This window comes from Bacillus sp. AFS077874 (assembly GCF_002566505.1).
Lineage (GTDB): Bacteria > Bacillota > Bacilli > Bacillales > Bacillaceae_G > Gottfriedia.
Window position 1 is genome coordinate 275,485 of record NZ_NUYF01000008.1, and the last position, 18,964, is coordinate 294,448.

Below are 18,964 nucleotides of genomic sequence, written 5' to 3' on the forward strand. Positions count from 1 at the left end.
TAATGATGAAAAGAGTGAGTATATGTCATTTGAAGATTTTGTAAACTGTCATTCAATGCAAATTAATACGAAGGCGGTCTTCGATAAACAAAATAAATTAATGCGATATTCGCTTACAAGAACTTGGGATGAATCAAAAAAGAAAGCTACTCTTGTATTACTTAATCCTTGTCGAGCAAATCATCTAAAGAGTGATTATATATTGGCGAGATGTCTTAACTTTTTTATAGATTATAAGAAAGGTAACTTCGGATCGCTAGAACTAGTAAATCTTTTTGCATTAATGGAACCGGATTCAACAAAGCTAAAAGGAAAAGAATGCGAAGTTGGCGAACATAACGATGAAGCAATTAAATTAGCGATTAGTAACGCAGACATTATTATAGTAGGTTGGGGTTCAAGTAAACGATTTAAATGGCGAATAAAAGAAGTTCTAGATCTGCTAGAACCTTATAAAGATAAATTATATAATTTTTGTGATGATTCAAATCGGAAGGATATATTGATTCACCCAGTTATTTTAGCGGAACGACATTGGTTAGAAAAATTAAATTTTGAAGCACTTTACGAATGGACTACAAAAGATTAATCATAATGATATTTCTAAAGGCAACTCATTTTGGGTTGTTTTTTTATTGATTGAAAATTCAAACTTATATTTATAAAAATTGTTATAATAAATTGAGCATTAAGTTAAGTCATGGCAGAAAGCTACACTTTAAATTAATAAACTTTATTTAAATTGCCGCGGCTTTCTAGAAACTCAAGTATTACTTGAATCAGATTGTTGAAATATAAAATTGTCAATAGGGAAAACGGACTTTAAGTAAACATTTAATATTGATAAAATTAGCATTTTTTGTATGATCTTTTAATGGTTTTAAATTTTAATAGGTTTGAGCAATTTCATTATTCTAATAACACTAGTTATGATTTTTTTAGAAGAAGTTAAACATATTATGAGCTATTATTAGAAAAACAAATTCGATTGTTTAGTTTAATAAATGTTCGGTATTAATTGATCTAAAAGCTGATTAATATACAACAGTTACATTACCCTAAGTAAAAGGCTATTTGATTAGGGTCTATGGCAGACTTTTTTTGATGAATAATTTGATTGTAACGGAGGGGGGCTCGACTCCTATGGGATAAGCGGGAAGGCTGAGACCCCGCAGGCTTGCCGAGGAGGCNNCATGGAAAGCGAGCACCCCGCAGTGGAAATCAACATCACTCTACTCCTTTTACGAAAATTTGGTAATTTAATTGACAAGGTTGTTTTTCAACAGCGGGACTCAAGTATTACTTGAGTCCATTTTTTCTCAATTCAAGTAACACTTGATTTTAACTATTCCATTAACTAGATACAATGAAATTAACTTTTAAATAGAGGTGATATAAATGTTTGATATGAAAAAAGTAGGTAGACAAATCGCTCAATTAAGAAAGGCAAACAAGATTACACAGATGAAGCTTGCTGATCAATTAGGTGTTAGCTTTCAAGCAATTAGTAATTGGGAACGTGGAGAGACAATGCCTGATATTTCAAAATTACCTGAGCTTGCTGAAATATTTAATGTAAGCATTGATGAAATTTTAGGAAATGAAAAAGGTGTTAAGTTGATTAATAATTTAATTGAAAAAGAAAATCCTGATTCTTCAATTGAGTTAGAAGTTGAAAAAGAAGAATTTATAAATGTTGCTCCGATTCTTAATATCGATCAAGCAGACTTAGTATTTAGAAACGTTGAGAACGACCTTACGATTATTGATACAGCGGATATTGCTCCATTTGTTAGTGAAGAACTAATCGATGAATGTGCAAAGAAAGAATTTGATTCGAATGGAATCAAAGAATTATCAATGATCGCACCTTATATTAGTAACGATGTAATTGATGAATTTGCGAAGAAAGAGTTTGAGTCTAATGGAATTGAAGAATTAACACGAGTTGCACCATTTATATCTCAAGAGTTAATTGATGAATTAGCGAAAAAAGAGTTTGAAACGAATGGAATAAAAGGATTAACTCAGGTTGCACCATTTATTAGCGACGAGATCATCGATGAGTGTGCAAGGAAAGAGTTTGAGTTGAATGGCATAAAAGAAATAACATCAATGGCAGCATTTATCAGTGACGAAATAATTGATGAATGTGCAAAGAAAGAGTTTGAAATAAATGGTATAAATGGACTAGCTCGGGTGGCACCATTTATTAGTGGTGAAATAATTGATGAATGCACAAGAAAGAGTTATGAATTAAACGGGATCAAGTCATTAACACCAATCTGTCCATTTATTGAAGGTGACCTACTTAATGAACTTGCTTTAGATGCTATATCAAAACATGGCATTAATGAAATTTTTTCAGTGATTCCATTTTTAGATTCAAAAATTGTAAAAAATGCAGTAATTAAATAAGTTTCAAAATGAACTTGTTTTTACTTTCAGGGGTCGCAATTAGGACCCTTTTTTATTTTTTCTAGACATTTTATTAATAAAAAAGGATATTTTCTGGACAATTCAGTAATATCCTTTATCATATAATTAGTAAAAATAATGAAAAGGTGACTTTATGAAAAAATTACTTGTTATCGGGGCTTTCGCAATCTGTCTAATTATTTCTGCACAAACAAATCCGTCTAAGGGAGAGTTTGTCACTTGGGCAAAGGATCAACTTAAATTAGAATCAAAAAATAAATATCTTGATTTCGGGATTGACTTATTGGGGGAAAAACTTATTAGTAAGTTTACAACTAAAAAAGATTATGTCTTTTTTTCAGTTTACGAGGTGAAGGCTTTAGACAAGGATATAAAAGTTGTCGGTTTATTTAATCACTTTATTCCAATTTCAAAAAAATAAATTCGAAGTGCTAGTGGAAAACTTTGATTGCTTGTATATAATAGAAGAATATAGTTAAAAGAGGTGGAAAAAATGAGCAAATCAAAAGCAAGAAAATTACGAGAAAAACTAGTTAGAGAAGGTAAACGAAATCCAGAATTAAGTAGAAGTTCATTTGCGATGTTAGATTTAAATACGCGTAGAACAAAAACGAAACAAGAAAAATTAAATCAAGTTAAACATAAAAAACAGTCCTTTGGAAAAGATGATTTTCAAACAAAGGACTGTTTTTATTTAGATGCTGTTCTTATTGTTGTGTAGCAGGCGCTTTTTTTACTTTATTAGCGAATTTAACTGTTAGATTTGTTTTATATACGTCAGCCGCAGCTTCAAATTGATTGTAAGTATTATTAAATTTTTTAAAAACGTTAGTTGCATTTACAAGAGCAATTTTTGCTTTTGCTACATCTCTTTTTTCAATTGCATTATCTAAGCTTTCATTATCTTCTATATCATAGAGTTCATCAAAACCATCTTTAAAATACTGATCAAACATAGAATCTAGATCTTTTTCGATTTGACGATGTGTTGGGTAATCCATATCAAGAACATCGTATGCATAGCTAATAATTTCTTGTTCTTTAGATGTCATCCCATAAAAGTGTTGATTTACTAAAGCATATTCAGTTTCATAGTTTTTATATTCAGCAGGTAATTGCTTACGAATATAAATTTCATTTTCCGTAAAAATTTGATCCTCGATAGCGTATACATATGACTCAATCGTATCATATGTGTGGTTTTGGTAATTTCTAATTGTCATCAATTTATTTTTTTGAGTTGTAAAGTATGTTTTAGCACCCTTTGAATCTACTTTTTTAATATATGTATTAAACTGTGCTGTTACTTTTTTCATGTCTACTGCTGCATTGTCTTTTCGCGCTTTATCAATTCTTGTTTTAAAGCTCGCCGTTTTTTTCACTAGTTCATCTTTACCTGTATATCCGTACTTATTAAATAAAGTAACATCAGTTTGAAGTTCTTTATAATAATCATAAACATCTTGATCTGTATAATAGATTTCACTTTTTAAGTTGTTCAGTACTTTAATATAAGAGCTTACTTGTTTTTTTAAATCATTTTGAGCTTGGACAACTTTAGTATTAGTTGCTGCTTGGGTTTCTGTTGGTAGCATACCTAATAGAATACCTGCTGATAGAGTTGTTGCAGTTGCTATAGTTGCGATTTTCTTAAACTTATTCATTTTGGTCTCCTAATAATATAATATTAAAATTTTTCATACGATTAGTATATTACATGTTACAAAAATATTAAATATATATTAATAGGATTAAATCTAATTTAAATTACCTTTAAATGAAGTTAAAAAAATCCACTTCACTTAAAGGTAAATAAATTAAGTGGTACAATCATAAACTAGCAAAGTCCATTTTTAGTCTCGTGAGGCATTTACAATTAATTGTGCCATTCTTCTTGGGTATATTTTTGCAGTTGACATATGATCGCCACTTCCTTGTATAAAACGATAAACTCCTAATCTACTAGCCATATGAGGATACCAACCCGAATTTTCGCCTGCAGGTACTACTGTATCTTCTTGTAAATTAATAAAGCTTCTTGGAATAGATAATTGGTAAAAGGTTTTTAAATCTAGCTTTTCTACAAGGGGCGTTGACGGTTCAGGTGTTGTCGCATTATAAATTTGCCGTGCCGTTTGTATATCAGCCAAATTAACAAACACATCTCGGAAGTATTGAAATGGTAGTTTGATTGTATTATCAGACGATTGTTTTGCTAAGTCTAAAAGGAATTTTTGTGCTTGAGGTGGAAATTGATCTGCCAGGCTTTCGCCGTCATTTAAAACAAAAGCATTCCAAAAAACTAACCGTTTAATTCGGTCGTGAAGCTGTTCAGCGACTTTTTGAATGACAGTACCACCAAAGCTGTGACCTATTAAAATAATATTATTAAGCTTATTAGACGTTATATAATGAACAACTTGTTTTGTAATCATCTCATGATTTACATTTTTATCTTTATCTGTACCATGCCCAGGTAACTGTGGTGTGTGAACAATATGTCCCATTTTTTGTAGTTCTCGTGTTATACCGTGCCAAAAGAATGGATCAACCCATGAGCCGTGAACCAAAACGAAAGTAGCTTGAGCATGCTGGCGATAAAAAATGTCAGATTGGTCAATTGAATGATGCTGTTGATGAATAGGATATGATTGATATTCGTTATACCAATATTGGTGATAATCATAGTAAGGATTATTCTGATTTGGATTCATATTTTGATTTCTGTAGTTTATAGGTTGAATCATTTCATGGGATTTTTTACTGGTCATGCTAATTAGTCCCTCCTCGTTAATCTTTCTCATCGTATGCACCAATTCGTTAGAAGGTGCCCACTTAACTAATGGAAATATAAGTAAGTAAAGAGGGGAAAATAATATTTAAGGAGGAGAATATTATCAAAAAAGCTATTTTTTTATTAATACTATTGTTAATTGTTTGTACAAGTGTTTACTTTGCTGTGAAAGATAAAGTTTTCCAAGATTCATCAAAATCGAATCCAAATAAAAATACACATCATCAAACGGAGACGGAGACGGAGACTAATCAATCGAGTCAACTTTCAACGGAAGAAATTTTAAATAATATCCTTTCAAGTGCTAAACAAGGCAAAATTCCAGACCAAAAAAATATAGAAGTAGGAAAGACTTCTTTAAAAGATTTAACGGAGCAGTTTGGGGAATCTACCCAAAAAGATCAGGTGGCTAATGGTACGTACTTAACTTATCAAAAACAAGGATTTGCAGTAGGATATGATCATCAAAATCGAATTTACGAAGTTAGATCATATGATGCTAATTTACAAAAAATTCACTATGACGATATTATGAAACAATTAAAAAAGCCAAGTAAGGTTAAATATTATAAAGATCAACAAGTTGATCAAATTATTTTAGTTTATGAACTGCCAAATCATATGGAACTGAAGTTTATCTTACCAAGACCAACTAGTGAAAATAATAATCCAACATTGCATCATACGTCAGTATCAATGATTGAGCAGCTTAATCCTAGTACTGGCTCTAATCTAGAACAGCTTTTAAGTACGATGACACTTCAAGAAAAAATAGGTCAAATGATTTTCTCAGGTTTTTACGGAACGAATTACTCAAATAGTTTAAAAGAACTAGTTGAACAATATCATATTGGTGGATTTATTTTTTACAATGAAAATCTAACGAATAACAGTCAAACGGTTAAACTTGTAAATTCAATAAAGGCTGCTAATCGAAATAATCATTTACCGATCTTATTCGGAGTTGATCAAGAAGGTGGAAGGGTATCACGTTTACCAGGAAATCTTGGTCAGATACCGTCAAACGGAATAATTGGAAAGAAAAATAATGGACGGTTCTCATTTGAAATTGGTCAAATACTAGGGGAACAGCTACAAGCTTTTGGGTTAAATATGGACTTTGCTCCTGTTTTAGATGTAAATAGTAATCCTAAAAACCCGGTCATTGGTGATCGTTCATTTAGTAATAATCCAAAAACTGTAAGTAATTTAGGAATCCAAACAATGAAAGGGATTCAATCAGAGAAAATCATCCCAGTTATTAAGCATTTTCCGGGGCATGGTGATACTTCAGTTGATTCCCATTTAGAATTACCAGTTGTAAACAAATCGTATACTGATTTAAAATCATTGGAATTAATCCCGTTTAAGGACGCGATCAATCAAAACGCAGATGCTGTTATGGTTGCTCATATTTTATTACCAAAAATTGATCCTAAATACCCTGCTTCGATGTCTAAAATAATCATTACTTCAATGTTAAGGGATGATTTAAAATATGATGGAGTGGTTATGACGGATGATATGACGATGGATGCAATTGGAAAAAATTATAATTTAGAAAAAGCAGCAGTTACTTCCATTTTAGCTGGAAGTGATATCATTATGGTTGCTCATGATCCTAACAAAGTAAAAGCTGTTTATAAAGAAATTGAAACAGCCGTGAAAAACAAAACAATTTCTGAAGAACGTATAAACGAGAGTGTAAAACGAATCATTTTACTAAAACAAAAATATAAACTAGATAATCATCAAGTAAAGCCAATGGATCTCCAAAAGCTCGTTGAAAAAACAAATCAATTATTAAATAAGTAGAAAAATTAGCAAAAAAAGGAAATTACCACCTTTTGTCGAATAAATAGTCTAAAAAGGTGGTGTTCTTTCTGGGTAGTAAGATTTCAGATGCAGGATTAATGCTATTGGCTATTTTTAATGAACTTCAAGAAAAGGAGCCAGACTTTGAAAAAGGGCTTCATAATGAAGTAGGAGTAGAAATTGATGATGTCGAACCTGCATTAATAGAATTGGAAATGCAAGGATTTATAAACGGTTTAACTTGGATTAAGAGTGATATAGATCAAAAAGAAATTGCTTCATTATTTAATATTTCAATAACACCTACAGGATTAGCTAGAGTAATAGAATTATTAAGATGATATGTATACATAGAAAATGACTACCTCAAATGTTTATGACATTTGAGGTTTTTTGAAAGAAAAAAGGAGGAAATAAAAATGATAATTAAAAAAGTAAATCCCGATTCTGTTGCTGCACCTGTTAGACAATATAGTCATGTCACAATTGTCCCAAGACATGCAGAGCTAGTTGTTTTATCAGGTCTAGTTTGTCCGGAACTTAGGGACTACATAAAAATCCCTAGTTTTACTAAGGATTAAAAATAATTTTAATTATGATAAACGCACGCTTGATTTAGAATAGACAAGTTCATAGTATTCAGACATTTTTTCTTCTGTTATATTGTATCTTTTTTGAATTTCATTGTGTTCTTCCAATAATTTTTTTGACCATTCCATTGATTGTCTATCTGTTATCCTACCACTCTTTAATAACATTTTATTTTTTGCAAATTCTGACCTGAATTTAAGTTCGATTTCTGCAATTTCTACGATTTCTTCAGGAGAATGTTTTTCTTCGTTATGGCTAGAAGTGCTATTCATTTTAAGTATTATACCAATGATTACAATTACAATTACAATAAACCATACCACAATATCACCACCTTTCATTTTCATAATATCATGTATAAATAACTAATAGGTAAACAATTCCAAAATTTATACGCCTTAAATTTATGTATTTTCCCCAATCTGTTGGTCCTGTACTTTGGTAGGTACAAAACTGTTGGAGCCAATTTCATTCTGGTAACCCACATACAACAACTTATGCTTATGTATAAGCGCTTTATCAAATCCAGCAATTAAAAAAGAAGTTGAAGCATAGGTAGTAGCAAGATAACCAACTCAGTTCGTTACGTACCATCAATTGTTATCGAAAAAACCAAGTATGGTAATGATTGGTATAACATAGCCAACTTTGGGAACCTTAAGTGGAGGTAATTCGGTTCGAAAGCGAGATGAAAAATTGAAATGGATGAATTCGAGTCTCAATTAAATCCCACTGTAAGAAAAAATATAACAAAAACACTAACTCAACTTAATTTAAAAATCGAAGGCATGATTGGAAGAATTGAAAATAAAGGATGCGGCATCTTAACTGAATTTGAAAATATTCATCGTGTCTTTAATAATTTACAAATGGATGCAGCCTCATTTTATTTAAATTCATATCTTTCGCCGTATACTGATATCTTTGATGAATTGACAATCACAGTTCAACACTTATCCAAACGTAAACATGGCGGATTAATTGTTGTAAAAAGAGATGACTCACTTGAAGAATTGATGAGTTCCGGGATCCACGTCGGTGCAAAACTATCTCCAGCATTGCTAGAATCAATTTTTTATCCAGGAAGCCCGTTACATGACGGAGCGGTACTGGTTGAAAATAACATGATCATTTCAGCAGGTAATGTACTTCCTCTTTCTAAAATTACATACGATAATAAAAAACTTGGAACAAGGCACCGTGCAGCAGTTGGAATTTCAGAACAAAGCGATGCACTTGCCCTAGTTGTATCAGAAGAAACAGGAAATATATCTTTCGCTTATAAAGGAAGCTTATATCCTGTTAAATATGGGGCACCGATCAATTAAAACTGAAACGATCATTTTGATCGTTTTTTTGTTTGGCTCTGTTAATTGGCAATTTAGTTGCATTAGAAGGTTTAAAATAAATCAATTTTTTTTGATTATTATATTGCATTTATTTGGTAAATTAACATATACTAAATTCATCAAGAAAATTTGATGAAGGAGTAAGCATATGACTGAGATGATACAACAGTTCCTGAAATATGAGCAGAAATTTAAAGCGTTAGCTGATCAGAAGCGTCTAGAAATCATGTATGAGCTTTGCCAAAGAGGTAGTACATGTGTATGTGATTTAATGGAAGCGTTCGATATGACACAATCAAAGCTTTCTTATCATTTGAAAATCTTACTGGATGCTGGACTAATAGTAAAAGAGACCAAAGGTACGTGGAGCTATTACGATTTAAACGATACAGAAGTTAACAACTTGCTTTCAGAAGAGCTTTGTTGTATTTTCCGAAAATCAGATAGCGGTAAACGTAACAGTAATTGTTGTTAATTTTTTTAATTATTAAATCAAATTTTTTTGATTTAATAAATTAAGGGAGGAATTCTGTATGAAATATGTTCATGTAGGAGTTAACGTAACAAATTTAGAGGCATCAATCGCTTTTTATCAAAAGGTATTCGGTTTAGCACCTGTCAAAGTGAAAGAAGGATATGCGAAGTTTCTGTTAGAAAATCCAGGTCTTAATTTCACTCTAAATGTTCGTGATCAAGTTGAGGGTAATCAAGTAAATCACTTTGGTTTTCAAGTTGAAACATCTGAAGAAATATTATTCCATAAGGAAAGACTAGAAAAAGAAGGTTTCTTTGCACGTGAAGAAATGGATACAACTTGTTGTTATGCAGTTCAAGATAAGTTTTGGGTAACGGATCCAGACGGAAATGAGTGGGAATTCTTCTATACAAAATCAGATAGTGAAGTTCAAAAAATAGAAAATACGTCTTGTTGTTAGTGTGTAAAAGGAGAAGAGAATGAAACGATTATCATTTTTAGACAGATATTTAACCCTTTGGATATTCGTAGCAATGGCAATTGGGATAATTCTTGGCATATCAACCCATGGATTTGTAGATAGCCTAAACAAATTACAAGTTGGAACGACTTCAATACCTTTAGCTATCGGTTTGATTTTAATGATGTATCCGCCACTTGCTAAAGTTCGTTATGAAGAAATTGGAAGAGTATTTAAAGATGTAAAAGTATTATTTCTATCATTAATTCAAAACTGGTTAATTGGACCAGTATTAATGTTTTTATTAGCAATTATCTTTTTGAGAGATTATCCAGAGTATATGGTTGGTTTAATCATGATTGGTTTAGCACGATGCATTGCGATGGTTATCGTATGGAATGATTTAGCTGATGGTGACCGTGAATATGCAGCTGGATTAGTAGCCTTCAACTCTATTTTCCAAATGATCTTCTTCTCAGTTTACGCATATTTCTTCGTAACTGTATTACCAAAAATTTTTGGTTTAGAAGGTATGTCAATCGATATTACAATGCCAGAAGTTGCAAAATCGGTTTTCATCTATTTAGGAATCCCATTTTTAGCAGGACTATTTACAAGATTAATTCTTGTAAAAGCGAAAGGGAGAGATTGGTATGAAAAAGAATTTATTCCTAAAATCAGTCCAATTACGTTAATTGCATTATTGTTTACAATTGTTGTGATGTTCTCATTGAAGGGAGAAGTAATTGTAGAACTTCCTTTAGATGTTGTTCGTATCGCAATTCCTTTATTAATCTATTTCATCATTATGTTCTTTGTTTCTTTCTTCTTAGGGAAGAAATCGGGAGCAAGTTATGGAGTTTCAACAACTTTAGCTTTCACAGCTGGAAGTAATAACTTTGAATTAGCAATTGCAGTTGCAGTTGGAGTGTTTGGAATTAATTCAGGGGCAGCATTTGCTGCAGTAATTGGTCCATTGGTTGAAGTACCCGTAATGATTGCATTGGTTAACGCAGCGTTGTGGATGAGAAGAAAATATTTTGCAAAAGAAACAACAATCTAAATTTAAACAGAGGTGGAATACTCATGGCAGATAACAAAAAAACAATTTACTTCTTATGTACTGGAAACTCCTGCCGTAGCCAAATGGCAGAAGCTTGGGGGAAACAATATTTAGGAAATGAATGGAATGTCTTATCAGCTGGGATCGAAGCACACGGTGTGAATCCAAATGCAATTAAAGCAATGGATGAAGTTAACATCGATATCCGAAATCAAACTTCAGATGTAATCAATACTAACATCTTAAACAATGCAGATTTAGTGGTGACTTTATGTGGTCATGCGAATGATGTATGTCCAGTAACACCACCGCATGTGAAACGTGTTCATTGGGGATTCGATGACCCAGCAGGTCAAGAATGGAGTGTATTCCAAAGAGTTCGTGATCAAATTGGACTTCGTATTAAACAGTTTGCTGAAACTGGAGAATAGAAAAAGAACCTTCTATCATAGAAGGTTTTTTTCAGAGTGTTGAAATATAAAAGCGTCAATAGGGAAAACGGTCAATTTTCTTTTTGATGACCTCTTTTTACAGCCTCTTCTGATCGTGCTGTGAAAATTTGAAAGGTAATACCGAATTTGTCAGTTACAATAGCGTAGGCAGGACTAAAATGAACTTGTTTCAGTGGCATTACCACTTGACCATCTTGTTTCAACAATTCGTAAAACTTATTTGTTTTATCTATTTCATTAGTAGTAATACAGATGTTAACATTGTTCCCGTTTCGATATTGTAAACCTGGAAACAGATCAGCAATCATGATATTGGTCTCGCCGATTTTTAATATTGCGTGTGCTACTAAATCCTTCAAATTTTCTGGTAGAGGGGATTTAGGATCTTCTGGTACATCCCCAAATGATTGACAAAATAAAAGATTTGCATCGAGTGATTCCTTGTAAAATTCAATAGCTTCCTTTGCATTCCCATCCATCATCAAAAATGAATTCAATTGTACTGTCAAATTAAACAACTCCTTAGATTTTAGTGTAATATGCCTGTTTAAATCTTTGGTCAAGTTAGTAATCCAATATAAAATGAGACTGTATTGTTTCCTACATCAATATTGATTACACTTACTAGTGTAGTGCCTAAAGGTGACAAATCTAGGCACCATTAAGAGGTGTTTTTATGAAAAAATCAGAACGAATAAATCAAATACTTCGGTTCATCAATCAAAAACAGCATTTTACACTTCAAGATTTAATGCAGGAATTTCAGATTTCAAAAAGGACAGCACTTAGAGATGTAGCTTCCTTAGAAGAAATAGGAGCTCCAATTTACGCAGAATATGGTCGTTATGGGGGATATCGCTTACTTAATCAAATGAAGCTTCCACCAATTTATTTTAATAATCAAGAAATCCTTGCTCTTTACTTTGCAATGCAAGCACTCCAAAGCTTTTCAAATTTACCTTTTCAAGTATCCTATCGTACAATTCATGAAAAGTTCATAAATGTACTGTCGGAATGGCAAAAAAAAGAAATTGAGCTGATGCAAAATCGCGTATCCTTTCAACACACTGTTCAAATCAAAGAAAGCATACATTTAGAAATATTATTAATGGCAGCTGTTCAAAATATTGTATTAAAAATAACATATCAAAACAGCTTTCGGACAATTCACCCGATTGCTATATACGTAATGAAGGGTTATTGGTATTGTCAAGCATATGATATAGATAAAACAGCTTACCGTGTTTTTCGCTGTGATCGAATCACTTCAGCTGAAATAACAACCATACAACCTTTGGAGGAATTAAAGGAAATTACTAAGCAAAATTCGCATTCACTTTGGAAGCCGTCAGAAAATGCAATACAATTTAAATGGTTGATTAATCAAGCAGGAATAGAATTATTTCAACAGGAACATTATCCATCCATGGAATTAATCTACGAGTTGGAAAATTCATATATTATTGGTACATATGAGCCAAATGAACTTGGCTTTATCAATAAATATCTTGCCAGATTAGGAAAAACTGTAAAGATCATAGAGCCTACAAATTTAAAGGAATCTTTAAGACAATATTATAGAGATATTCTAGAAAATATTTAATCGAAGGGTTCAATCAAATTTTTGATAGGCAAAATGCATACAAAATTGAAAAAGAACAAGGTTTAAGCAATTAACGTAATGCTTTAGTTGAATAAGAGTTCCTAAAGGTCGTCAAATTAGACAACCTTTTTTTAGTTCAAAAATCAACATTTAAATTTATTAGAGCCATTTGTTTAATAATAATTTTACTTTTTCAGATTTTATGGATTGTATTGTTTTTGAAATCATATTATGATTATACTTAATTATTCCGATACGAAAGGTTGGTTTTCTGTATGTCTAATCCAAAAATAAATACAATTCCATTACCTTTAGTTCGTACAAATCAATGGACGATTTTTATTTCTGTTATATTAACTTGGGTCACTGGTCAGTACTGGCTACTACTTATTCCTTTAATTAGTGGACTTAGTGGATTACTTTTTGATTTCCATCCAATTATAAAATTGGCTAAACGTTTTTTAAAAAACAAACCATCGAGCTATCCGCAAGAGGATAAAGCTCAACAAAATTTTAATCAAACAATAGCAGTTACGTGCTTATCTCTAGCATTTATTGGTGCATTAGTTGGTTGGAACGTATTATTTTATGTGTTTTCAATAATGGTCGCATTAGCATCGTTTATCGCAATCAATGGATTTTGCATTGGATGCTATATTCATTTTCAATGGAACCAATATAAATATCGAAAAAGTTTAAGGTAAATTAAATAAAAATCAGAGTCTTCTCATTAAATGAGAGGGCTTTTTTTATGATATGAAAACATATTTCGGTATAATAGGACTAGTATTTGAAATTGTGCGAAATAGATAAACAGATTGCTTCAGGAAGGAAGAATAGAAATAATGATTAAATGGAAAGAAGATATTGTTATTAATACAAATATCGAAAAAGTATGGAGTCTATTTTTAGATAAAAATATTAAGAAAATAATGCCAAAGGTTGAAGAACATAATTTAATCGATAAAAGCGAAAACGAAGTAGGTGCAAAGCATCAGCAAAGTTATAGAGAAGGAAAACGTGTTGAATCTTATATTGTTGAAACTTTAGCATACGAAGACACTGAATCATATAAAAAAAAGCAAATCCATTTTGTTTTAGCAAATGCATTTGAAACGAATCTGACATTTATATTAGAAAAAATCGATGATACACATACAAAATTTATTTATGAAGGCACGAATGCTGGAGTGAATTTTATCGGACGAGCAATGTTAAAGCTAGCTAATCCAAAGGGGAATAATTTAAAAGCTGTACATGAATTTTTAGAAAGAGTCGAACAAGAAGCTTTAAAGGAGTAGGATTAATAAAAGCTTCTATCCCAAAAAAGGAGAGCATCTAATACTCTCCTTTTTTTATTTATTTTGATACTTTACTTAATAATTCATATGAATATAAACGTGCTGCATGATCGAAAACAGAACCATTTACCATAATCTCATCAGCTTTTGTTATATTTAATACTGCTTGTAGTTTTTCAGTAACGGTTTCGATTGTACCAATAGCAGATAGTTTCATTTGATTTTCAAGTGTCTCTTTTTCAAATGGGCTCCAAATTTCGTCCATATCGTCAACTGGTGGTTTTAAAAGAGCTGGTTTACCACCTCGAACTAAGTTTAAAAATGATTGTTGCTGTGTTGTGAAAAGTCTTTTTGCTTCTTGATCTGTGTCAGCAACGACAACATTTAAGCCGATCATTGCATAAGGTTCATCTAATACTTCAGATGGTTTAAAGTTATTGTGATACAACTGCATTGCTTGGACTGTATAGTCTGGTGCGAAATGCGCTGCAAATGCAAATGGTAAACCTAATTCAGCAGCTAACTGAGCACTAAAGCCACTTGATCCTAGTAACCAAATTGGTATATTTAAACCTTCACCAGGTACAGCTTGAACTGTTAAACTGCCAATTCCACCTGGCGGATTAAAGTAATTACGTAATTCTTCTAATTGAGCAGGAAAGTCTTCGTGGCTGCGTAAATCTCTACGTAACGCCCTAGTTGTTGACATATCACTACCAGGGGCACGACCTAATCCGAGATCAATACGACCTGGATGTAGTGATTCTAAAGTACCAAATTGTTCTGCTATGACTAATGGAGCATGATTTGGTAACATGATGCCTCCAGAACCAACTCGAATCGTTGATGTTCCACTTGCAATATGTCCAATTACAACTGAAGTAGCTGAACTTGCAACTGCTGGCATATTATGATGTTCGGCAAACCAGTAACGGTGATATCCCCATTTTTCAGCATGCTGTGCTAAATCAAGACTATTTTTAAACGCATCAGCAGGAGTGCTTCCTTCAACAACTGGTGCTAAGTCTAATACAGATAAAGGTATTTCACTTAAATTCTTAGCAACTTTATCTTGGAAACGATTATTCATCATAAAATTTTCCTCCTAAAAAACAATTTTCAATATATGGAAATAACGAGACGTTTTCATTTGATAAACTGTGTTTTAATTATATACAGTATGCTAAAATTATAGAAAATCTAAAGACATAATACAAGCTTTTGAACTTGGAAATATTTATACAAGAAAACTTCATATGGTAACAAGAAGTATTTTTGGTAAAAAGAAAAAAATTTGTAAATAAATGTATAGAATAAATTTTTAGAATCATACTATCTTTAATCTGATAAACAACATCAGAGCATCCAAAAGACAAAGGAGTCAACAACATGGCAAACAGAAGATCTTCAAATCAATATGCTTCACCAAATGCAAGTTCAGCAATTGAGCAAATGAAGTTCGAAATAGCTTCTGAATTTGGAGTGCATTTAGGACCAGACACAACTTCACGCGCTAACGGTTCAGTTGGTGGAGAAATTACGAAGCGTCTAGTTCAAATGGCAGAACAAAGCCTAGGCGGATACTCTCGTTAAATAAAAAATGAGGATGGAAAGCAAAGTTTCTATCCTTTTTTTATTGTCTAAAAACAACTAGATCCATCCAGTAAATTGGTATCTACTTACATTTAAACAAGACTAAAACTACTATATACTTGCAAGGGAAACAAAAACGGGTGATAATAATATCACTGGATGGTGATAAATGATGTCAAGTTGTAAAAATTCCGTTACACCTAAGTGGTTCGGATTTGCTATTCAGGCATTAGTTTTACTAGCAACAACAGAAGGGGTTACACCAAGTAAAGCAATCGCAAAACATATTAGATCAGGTGTTTCATTTATGAGAAGGATCATGGCTCCCCTCGTAAAAGAAAAATTAGTAGAAGCAAGAGAGGGACGAGATGGCGGCTATTTATTAGCTAAGTCACCTGAGGAAATTACCTTAAAACAAGTCTACATTGCTCTACAAATGACAGAACCTCTATCAACCGCACTAATTGAATCCACATCTGACTGTACTAGTGGACGTGTAATGAACAACGTATTTTCAGACTTTGCAATTGAAGCAGAAGAGCACTTACTTGGCTTTTTATGTAACTATACTTTGGCGGATTTTGTAAGACGTGCCAGTCATAAAACGATCGAATCACTTTGAAAATATCGTACATTTGGATGTACGATATTTTTATTTTATTTGGGATAGAGGACTACATATAAAAACCGGGGTGATTCATATAAGCTGTCATGTCTTCGAATAACGAGTGAGGTGCAAATAAAATAGTCAAATCTGCAATTAAAAATCAAGAAACTACAATTAAAATTACCAAAACTGCAATTAAAATAAGGTAGCTGCAAATAAAAATACCAAAACTGCAATTAAAAACAAAGAATCTGCAAATAAAAATTTCAAAACTGCAATTAAAAACAATGAATCTGCAAATAACAGTCAATCATCATAAAAAACTATTTAAAAAATTACATAATCCTTTAACAATAACATGAGGAACTCTTAATTCATCTCAACTGACCAAGACATTTCTTAAAATATGTCATTAAACACAAGTTAAGAGTCAAAATGCTTTTATAAAATAATAAAAAGTGAGGTGTTTTATTTGAAACAAAATGATTATTATCAAAATTTATTAAAAAGGCTTTGTAAAGCTAATAATATCTCTCCCCGAAAACCTAGGTTTGAAAGCATTGATGATATCGTAATTATCCATGTTAAAAATCAATTGAAAGAAGGAGTAGATCTAGACAGTTTTAAAATATTAAATCTTATTTATCAAACAGTTGTACCTTTAGGTATAAAGTTCAATCAACAATTATTTTTATATCCTAATGGGGATCGATTGGATAGAGTTACGATCTCTTTTAGCAGAAATGATTATATAGTTTTAAACAAGAAGATAGAAACAGGAGATATAAATAACTAATTTTTTTACAAGGTAGATAGTTTGATAAAACAACTATATGTTTTGACAAATTTAGTTCTCCCAACGGATTTCAACAAGCCTCAATATTTTAGCTTTAAGTACATAATTAATTAAAATTCAAAAAATGCACTTGAAATGAGAACAGTTAGCGCATATACTGTACTTAATCAAATGCACTTACAAAAAGTAACCAACTAATATTAACACACTATTTTTTTAAGTATTACTGTCTCTGAACTAAGAACAGTAAAATTCAGTAAAAAAACTCTAAAATTAACTGTACTTAATACAAGTTCAGTAAAAAACAAACAAAAAAGGGAGAGATTTTTAAATGAAATGGTTTACGCGCATTATTCAAGGGATTTTAATTATTGCATTTCTACTGTCTGGATTTGTGAAATTAAGTGGCAATACTCAGATGTTACATGATTTTAAAGAGGTTTATGGTTATTCAAAAGGGATGATGTATACGATTGGTTCGTTTGAGGTGTTAGGTGCAATTGGTTTATTAGTTGGTTATTGGAAGTTGATAATAGGTAAGCTTGCTTCAGTTGGATTAGCAATTATTATGGTAGGCGCTGTATTTACTCATTTACATGCGGGTCAAGGCATGGGTGTTGCAATGGCTCCATTCGTTCTGTTAGTGTTAACATTAATTGTACTATTTTCTAGAGGAGGTAAATTAAAATGAATTTTCATCAAAAGCCAAAGGTTTATGCTCCAACAGTTGAATTAAAAGTTGCAAATTTAGAGCGTTCATTAGCGTTTTACCAAGAGGTTATCGGTTTAAATGTTTTGGACCATTCAACTACAAATGCCAGTTTAACAGCGGATGGAGTAAATGTTTTAATTAAATTAGAGCAGCCAGCCAATGTTACACCTAGAAATGAGCAAAATACAGGATTGTATCATTTTGCTTTATTAGTACCTACTCGAAAAGATTTAGGGATCGTGCTTAAGCATCTGATTGAAACTAGAAATCCACTTCAAGGTGGTTCGGATCATTTAGTCAGTGAAGCAATCTATTTAGCGGATCCAGATATGAATGGTATTGAAATTTATACAGATCGTCCATCGGAGAATTGGCAATGGCATAATGAGTATGTCGTTATGGATAGTAAACGATTAGATGTAGAAGGGCTTTTGGCACTTGCTGAGAATGAAGCTTTTACTGGACTACCAAAAGGAACAATTATGGGGCATATCCATTTACAAGTATCTGATTTAAATAGCACAGAGAAGTTTTATTGTGAAGGGCTTGGATTTGATGTTGTAACGAAATATGGAAGCCAGGCATTATTTATTTCAACTGGACGTTATCATCATCACATCGGTTTAAATACTTGGCATAGCGCAGGAGGAGTTGCTCCTTCTGATAGCAGTGCAGGATTAAAGAATTTTACGTTGTTATATCCGAGTGAAGAAGAAAAATCGGTGGTAGTAAATCGTTTAAAGAATATGGGAGCTTTTGTTTTTGAAGAAAATGGCGTTATATTTACGAAGGACCCTTCAGGCATAACAATCCAACTATTAGTTGGTAATGAAAAATAAAAATACAAAAAATATGAGTATCAGACTGATTGCAAGCGCTTGTCTTTCGAGGCGTGAAGTCTGGTGAGGAGCGGA

25 protein-coding genes are annotated in these 18,964 nt (G+C 32.0%); 20 read left to right on the forward strand and 5 right to left on the reverse strand.

Annotated features, from left to right (window positions below; genetic code table 11):
- Positions 1–22 precede the first annotated feature (22 nt).
- The 4 genes from COJ46_RS10260 (at position 23) to COJ46_RS10275 (ending at position 3,160) form a co-directional block, all read left to right on the forward strand.
- On the forward strand, positions 23–589 hold the full coding sequence (locus COJ46_RS10260) for a DUF1643 domain-containing protein (protein ID WP_097974182.1): 567 nt from the start codon (positions 23–25) through the stop codon (positions 587–589).
- 809 nt (positions 590–1,398) lie between these two features.
- Positions 1,399–2,418, forward strand: coding sequence for a helix-turn-helix domain-containing protein (locus COJ46_RS10265; RefSeq protein ID WP_097974184.1), 1,020 nt, complete (start codon positions 1,399–1,401; stop codon positions 2,416–2,418).
- Positions 2,419–2,572: 154 nt separating this feature from the next.
- The gene (locus COJ46_RS10270; RefSeq protein WP_097974186.1) at positions 2,573–2,860 is read left to right on the forward strand and encodes a hypothetical protein; all 288 of its coding nucleotides are present in this window, start codon (positions 2,573–2,575) and stop codon (positions 2,858–2,860) included.
- 72 nt (positions 2,861–2,932) lie between these two features.
- A complete protein-coding gene (locus tag COJ46_RS10275) occupies positions 2,933–3,160 on the forward strand; it encodes a hypothetical protein (protein WP_097974188.1) in 228 nt (75 codons plus the stop codon).
- Here COJ46_RS10275 and COJ46_RS10280 read toward each other — a convergent pair.
- On the reverse strand, positions 3,147–4,103 hold the full coding sequence (locus COJ46_RS10280) for a hypothetical protein (RefSeq protein ID WP_097974190.1): 957 nt from the start codon (positions 4,101–4,103) through the stop codon (positions 3,147–3,149). The two genes, COJ46_RS10275 and COJ46_RS10280, sit on opposite strands and share 14 nt — an antisense overlap.
- Before the next feature lie 189 nt (positions 4,104–4,292).
- On the reverse strand, positions 4,293–5,210 hold the full coding sequence (locus COJ46_RS10285) for an alpha/beta hydrolase (protein WP_286133446.1): 918 nt from the start codon (positions 5,208–5,210) through the stop codon (positions 4,293–4,295).
- Positions 5,211–5,398: 188 nt separating this feature from the next.
- Here COJ46_RS10285 and nagZ point away from each other — a divergent pair, with 188 nt between their 5' ends.
- The 3 genes from nagZ to COJ46_RS24460 all read left to right on the forward strand — a co-directional run bounded on the left by nagZ (position 5,399) and on the right by COJ46_RS24460 (position 7,629).
- On the forward strand, positions 5,399–7,048 hold the full coding sequence (gene nagZ, locus COJ46_RS10290; RefSeq protein WP_141437759.1) for a beta-N-acetylhexosaminidase: 1,650 nt from the start codon (positions 5,399–5,401) through the stop codon (positions 7,046–7,048).
- 104 nt (positions 7,049–7,152) lie between these two features.
- Positions 7,153–7,389, forward strand: a complete 237-nt coding sequence (locus tag COJ46_RS10295; protein ID WP_097974194.1) for a hypothetical protein — start codon at positions 7,153–7,155, stop codon at positions 7,387–7,389.
- A 78-nt stretch (positions 7,390–7,467) separates the two neighbouring features.
- Complete coding sequence (locus tag COJ46_RS24460; RefSeq protein WP_176522452.1) at positions 7,468–7,629, forward strand: hypothetical protein; 162 nt, start codon at positions 7,468–7,470, stop codon at positions 7,627–7,629.
- Between the two features lie 12 nt (positions 7,630–7,641).
- Here the strand turns inward: COJ46_RS24460 and COJ46_RS10300 are convergent, their stop codons facing one another.
- A complete protein-coding gene (locus tag COJ46_RS10300) occupies positions 7,642–7,962 on the reverse strand; it encodes a hypothetical protein (RefSeq protein WP_097974196.1) in 321 nt (106 codons plus the stop codon).
- Positions 7,963–8,340: 378 nt separating this feature from the next.
- Here COJ46_RS10300 and cdaS point away from each other — a divergent pair, with 378 nt between their 5' ends.
- The 5 genes from cdaS (at position 8,341) to arsC (ending at position 11,417) form a co-directional block, all read left to right on the forward strand.
- Positions 8,341–8,967 (forward strand): sporulation-specific diadenylate cyclase CdaS, encoded by a 627-nt coding sequence (gene cdaS, locus COJ46_RS10305; RefSeq protein ID WP_097974198.1) that lies wholly within the window; start codon positions 8,341–8,343, stop codon positions 8,965–8,967.
- Positions 8,968–9,145: 178 nt separating this feature from the next.
- A complete protein-coding gene (locus COJ46_RS10310; RefSeq protein ID WP_097974317.1) occupies positions 9,146–9,463 on the forward strand; it encodes an ArsR/SmtB family transcription factor in 318 nt (105 codons plus the stop codon).
- Positions 9,464–9,521: 58 nt separating this feature from the next.
- Entirely contained in the window at positions 9,522–9,923 is a 402-nt protein-coding gene (locus tag COJ46_RS10315; RefSeq protein ID WP_097974200.1) for an ArsI/CadI family heavy metal resistance metalloenzyme, read from the forward strand.
- A 19-nt stretch (positions 9,924–9,942) separates the two neighbouring features.
- On the forward strand, positions 9,943–10,986 hold the full coding sequence (gene arsB, locus COJ46_RS10320; RefSeq protein ID WP_097974201.1) for an ACR3 family arsenite efflux transporter: 1,044 nt from the start codon (positions 9,943–9,945) through the stop codon (positions 10,984–10,986).
- Between the two features lie 23 nt (positions 10,987–11,009).
- Positions 11,010–11,417, forward strand: coding sequence for an arsenate reductase (thioredoxin) (gene arsC, locus COJ46_RS10325; RefSeq protein WP_097974203.1), 408 nt, complete (start codon positions 11,010–11,012; stop codon positions 11,415–11,417).
- Positions 11,418–11,488: 71 nt separating this feature from the next.
- On the opposite strand, the gene COJ46_RS10330 is transcribed toward arsC, so the two are convergent.
- Positions 11,489–11,947: a VOC family protein gene (locus COJ46_RS10330; protein ID WP_097974205.1), complete on the reverse strand. Its 459-nt coding sequence runs from the start codon at positions 11,945–11,947 to the stop codon at positions 11,489–11,491.
- Positions 11,948–12,114: 167 nt separating this feature from the next.
- Here COJ46_RS10330 and COJ46_RS10335 point away from each other — a divergent pair, with 167 nt between their 5' ends.
- The 3 genes from COJ46_RS10335 to COJ46_RS10345 all read left to right on the forward strand — a co-directional run bounded on the left by COJ46_RS10335 (position 12,115) and on the right by COJ46_RS10345 (position 14,342).
- Positions 12,115–13,041: a helix-turn-helix transcriptional regulator gene (locus COJ46_RS10335; RefSeq protein ID WP_097974207.1), complete on the forward strand. Its 927-nt coding sequence runs from the start codon at positions 12,115–12,117 to the stop codon at positions 13,039–13,041.
- Positions 13,042–13,316: 275 nt separating this feature from the next.
- The gene (locus COJ46_RS10340) at positions 13,317–13,745 is read left to right on the forward strand and encodes a DUF4395 domain-containing protein (RefSeq protein ID WP_097974208.1); all 429 of its coding nucleotides are present in this window, start codon (positions 13,317–13,319) and stop codon (positions 13,743–13,745) included.
- Positions 13,746–13,886: 141 nt separating this feature from the next.
- Complete coding sequence (locus COJ46_RS10345) at positions 13,887–14,342, forward strand: SRPBCC family protein (protein WP_098565895.1); 456 nt, start codon at positions 13,887–13,889, stop codon at positions 14,340–14,342.
- A gap of 58 nt (positions 14,343–14,400) precedes the next feature.
- Here COJ46_RS10345 and COJ46_RS10350 read toward each other — a convergent pair whose 3' ends face one another.
- Positions 14,401–15,435, reverse strand: coding sequence for an LLM class flavin-dependent oxidoreductase (locus COJ46_RS10350; RefSeq protein ID WP_286145503.1), 1,035 nt, complete (start codon positions 15,433–15,435; stop codon positions 14,401–14,403).
- A 296-nt stretch (positions 15,436–15,731) separates the two neighbouring features.
- On the opposite strand from COJ46_RS10350, the gene COJ46_RS10355 reads away from it, so the two are divergent.
- The 5 genes from COJ46_RS10355 to COJ46_RS10375 all read left to right on the forward strand — a co-directional run bounded on the left by COJ46_RS10355 (position 15,732) and on the right by COJ46_RS10375 (position 18,889).
- Positions 15,732–15,935: an alpha/beta-type small acid-soluble spore protein gene (locus tag COJ46_RS10355; protein WP_097974212.1), complete on the forward strand. Its 204-nt coding sequence runs from the start codon at positions 15,732–15,734 to the stop codon at positions 15,933–15,935.
- Positions 15,936–16,107: 172 nt separating this feature from the next.
- Positions 16,108–16,557 carry an RrF2 family transcriptional regulator gene (locus tag COJ46_RS10360; protein WP_176522453.1) on the forward strand — a complete coding sequence of 150 codons (450 nt, stop codon included), beginning with the start codon at positions 16,108–16,110 and terminating at the stop codon, positions 16,555–16,557.
- Between the two features lie 457 nt (positions 16,558–17,014).
- The gene (locus COJ46_RS10365) at positions 17,015–17,338 is read left to right on the forward strand and encodes a hypothetical protein (RefSeq protein WP_098565896.1); all 324 of its coding nucleotides are present in this window, start codon (positions 17,015–17,017) and stop codon (positions 17,336–17,338) included.
- Positions 17,339–17,669: 331 nt separating this feature from the next.
- Positions 17,670–18,029, forward strand: a complete 360-nt coding sequence (locus COJ46_RS10370; RefSeq protein ID WP_097974217.1) for a DoxX family protein — start codon at positions 17,670–17,672, stop codon at positions 18,027–18,029.
- Positions 18,026–18,889, forward strand: a complete 864-nt coding sequence (locus COJ46_RS10375; RefSeq protein ID WP_098565897.1) for a VOC family protein — start codon at positions 18,026–18,028, stop codon at positions 18,887–18,889. The genes COJ46_RS10370 and COJ46_RS10375 overlap by 4 nt, the downstream gene beginning before the upstream one ends.
- The last annotated feature ends 75 nt before the right edge of the window (positions 18,890–18,964 follow it).

Bases quoted from the DNA above. Each gene is read 5' to 3' on its own strand.
- COJ46_RS10260 (WP_097974182.1), top strand. From the start codon at position 23: ATGTCATTTGAAGATTTTGTAAACTGTCATTCAATGCAAATTAATACG.
- COJ46_RS10265 (WP_097974184.1), top strand. From the start codon at position 1,399: ATGTTTGATATGAAAAAAGTAGGTAGACAAATCGCTCAATTAAGAAAG.
- COJ46_RS10270 (WP_097974186.1), top strand. From the start codon at position 2,573: ATGAAAAAATTACTTGTTATCGGGGCTTTCGCAATCTGTCTAATTATT.
- COJ46_RS10275 (WP_097974188.1), top strand. From the start codon at position 2,933: ATGAGCAAATCAAAAGCAAGAAAATTACGAGAAAAACTAGTTAGAGAA.
- COJ46_RS10280 (WP_097974190.1), bottom strand. From the start codon at position 4,103: ATGAATAAGTTTAAGAAAATCGCAACTATAGCAACTGCAACAACTCTA.
- COJ46_RS10285 (WP_286133446.1), bottom strand. From the start codon at position 5,210: ATGACCAGTAAAAAATCCCATGAAATGATTCAACCTATAAACTACAGA.
- COJ46_RS24460 (WP_176522452.1), top strand. From the start codon at position 7,468: ATGATAATTAAAAAAGTAAATCCCGATTCTGTTGCTGCACCTGTTAGA.
- cdaS (WP_097974198.1), top strand. From the start codon at position 8,341: ATGGATGAATTCGAGTCTCAATTAAATCCCACTGTAAGAAAAAATATA.
- COJ46_RS10310 (WP_097974317.1), top strand. From the start codon at position 9,146: ATGATACAACAGTTCCTGAAATATGAGCAGAAATTTAAAGCGTTAGCT.
- COJ46_RS10315 (WP_097974200.1), top strand. From the start codon at position 9,522: ATGAAATATGTTCATGTAGGAGTTAACGTAACAAATTTAGAGGCATCA.
- arsB (WP_097974201.1), top strand. From the start codon at position 9,943: ATGAAACGATTATCATTTTTAGACAGATATTTAACCCTTTGGATATTC.
- arsC (WP_097974203.1), top strand. From the start codon at position 11,010: ATGGCAGATAACAAAAAAACAATTTACTTCTTATGTACTGGAAACTCC.
- COJ46_RS10335 (WP_097974207.1), top strand. From the start codon at position 12,115: ATGAAAAAATCAGAACGAATAAATCAAATACTTCGGTTCATCAATCAA.
- COJ46_RS10340 (WP_097974208.1), top strand. From the start codon at position 13,317: ATGTCTAATCCAAAAATAAATACAATTCCATTACCTTTAGTTCGTACA.
- COJ46_RS10345 (WP_098565895.1), top strand. From the start codon at position 13,887: ATGATTAAATGGAAAGAAGATATTGTTATTAATACAAATATCGAAAAA.
- COJ46_RS10350 (WP_286145503.1), bottom strand. From the start codon at position 15,435: ATGATGAATAATCGTTTCCAAGATAAAGTTGCTAAGAATTTAAGTGAA.
- COJ46_RS10355 (WP_097974212.1), top strand. From the start codon at position 15,732: ATGGCAAACAGAAGATCTTCAAATCAATATGCTTCACCAAATGCAAGT.
- COJ46_RS10360 (WP_176522453.1), top strand. From the start codon at position 16,108: ATGTCAAGTTGTAAAAATTCCGTTACACCTAAGTGGTTCGGATTTGCT.
- COJ46_RS10370 (WP_097974217.1), top strand. From the start codon at position 17,670: ATGAAATGGTTTACGCGCATTATTCAAGGGATTTTAATTATTGCATTT.
- COJ46_RS10375 (WP_098565897.1), top strand. From the start codon at position 18,026: ATGAATTTTCATCAAAAGCCAAAGGTTTATGCTCCAACAGTTGAATTA.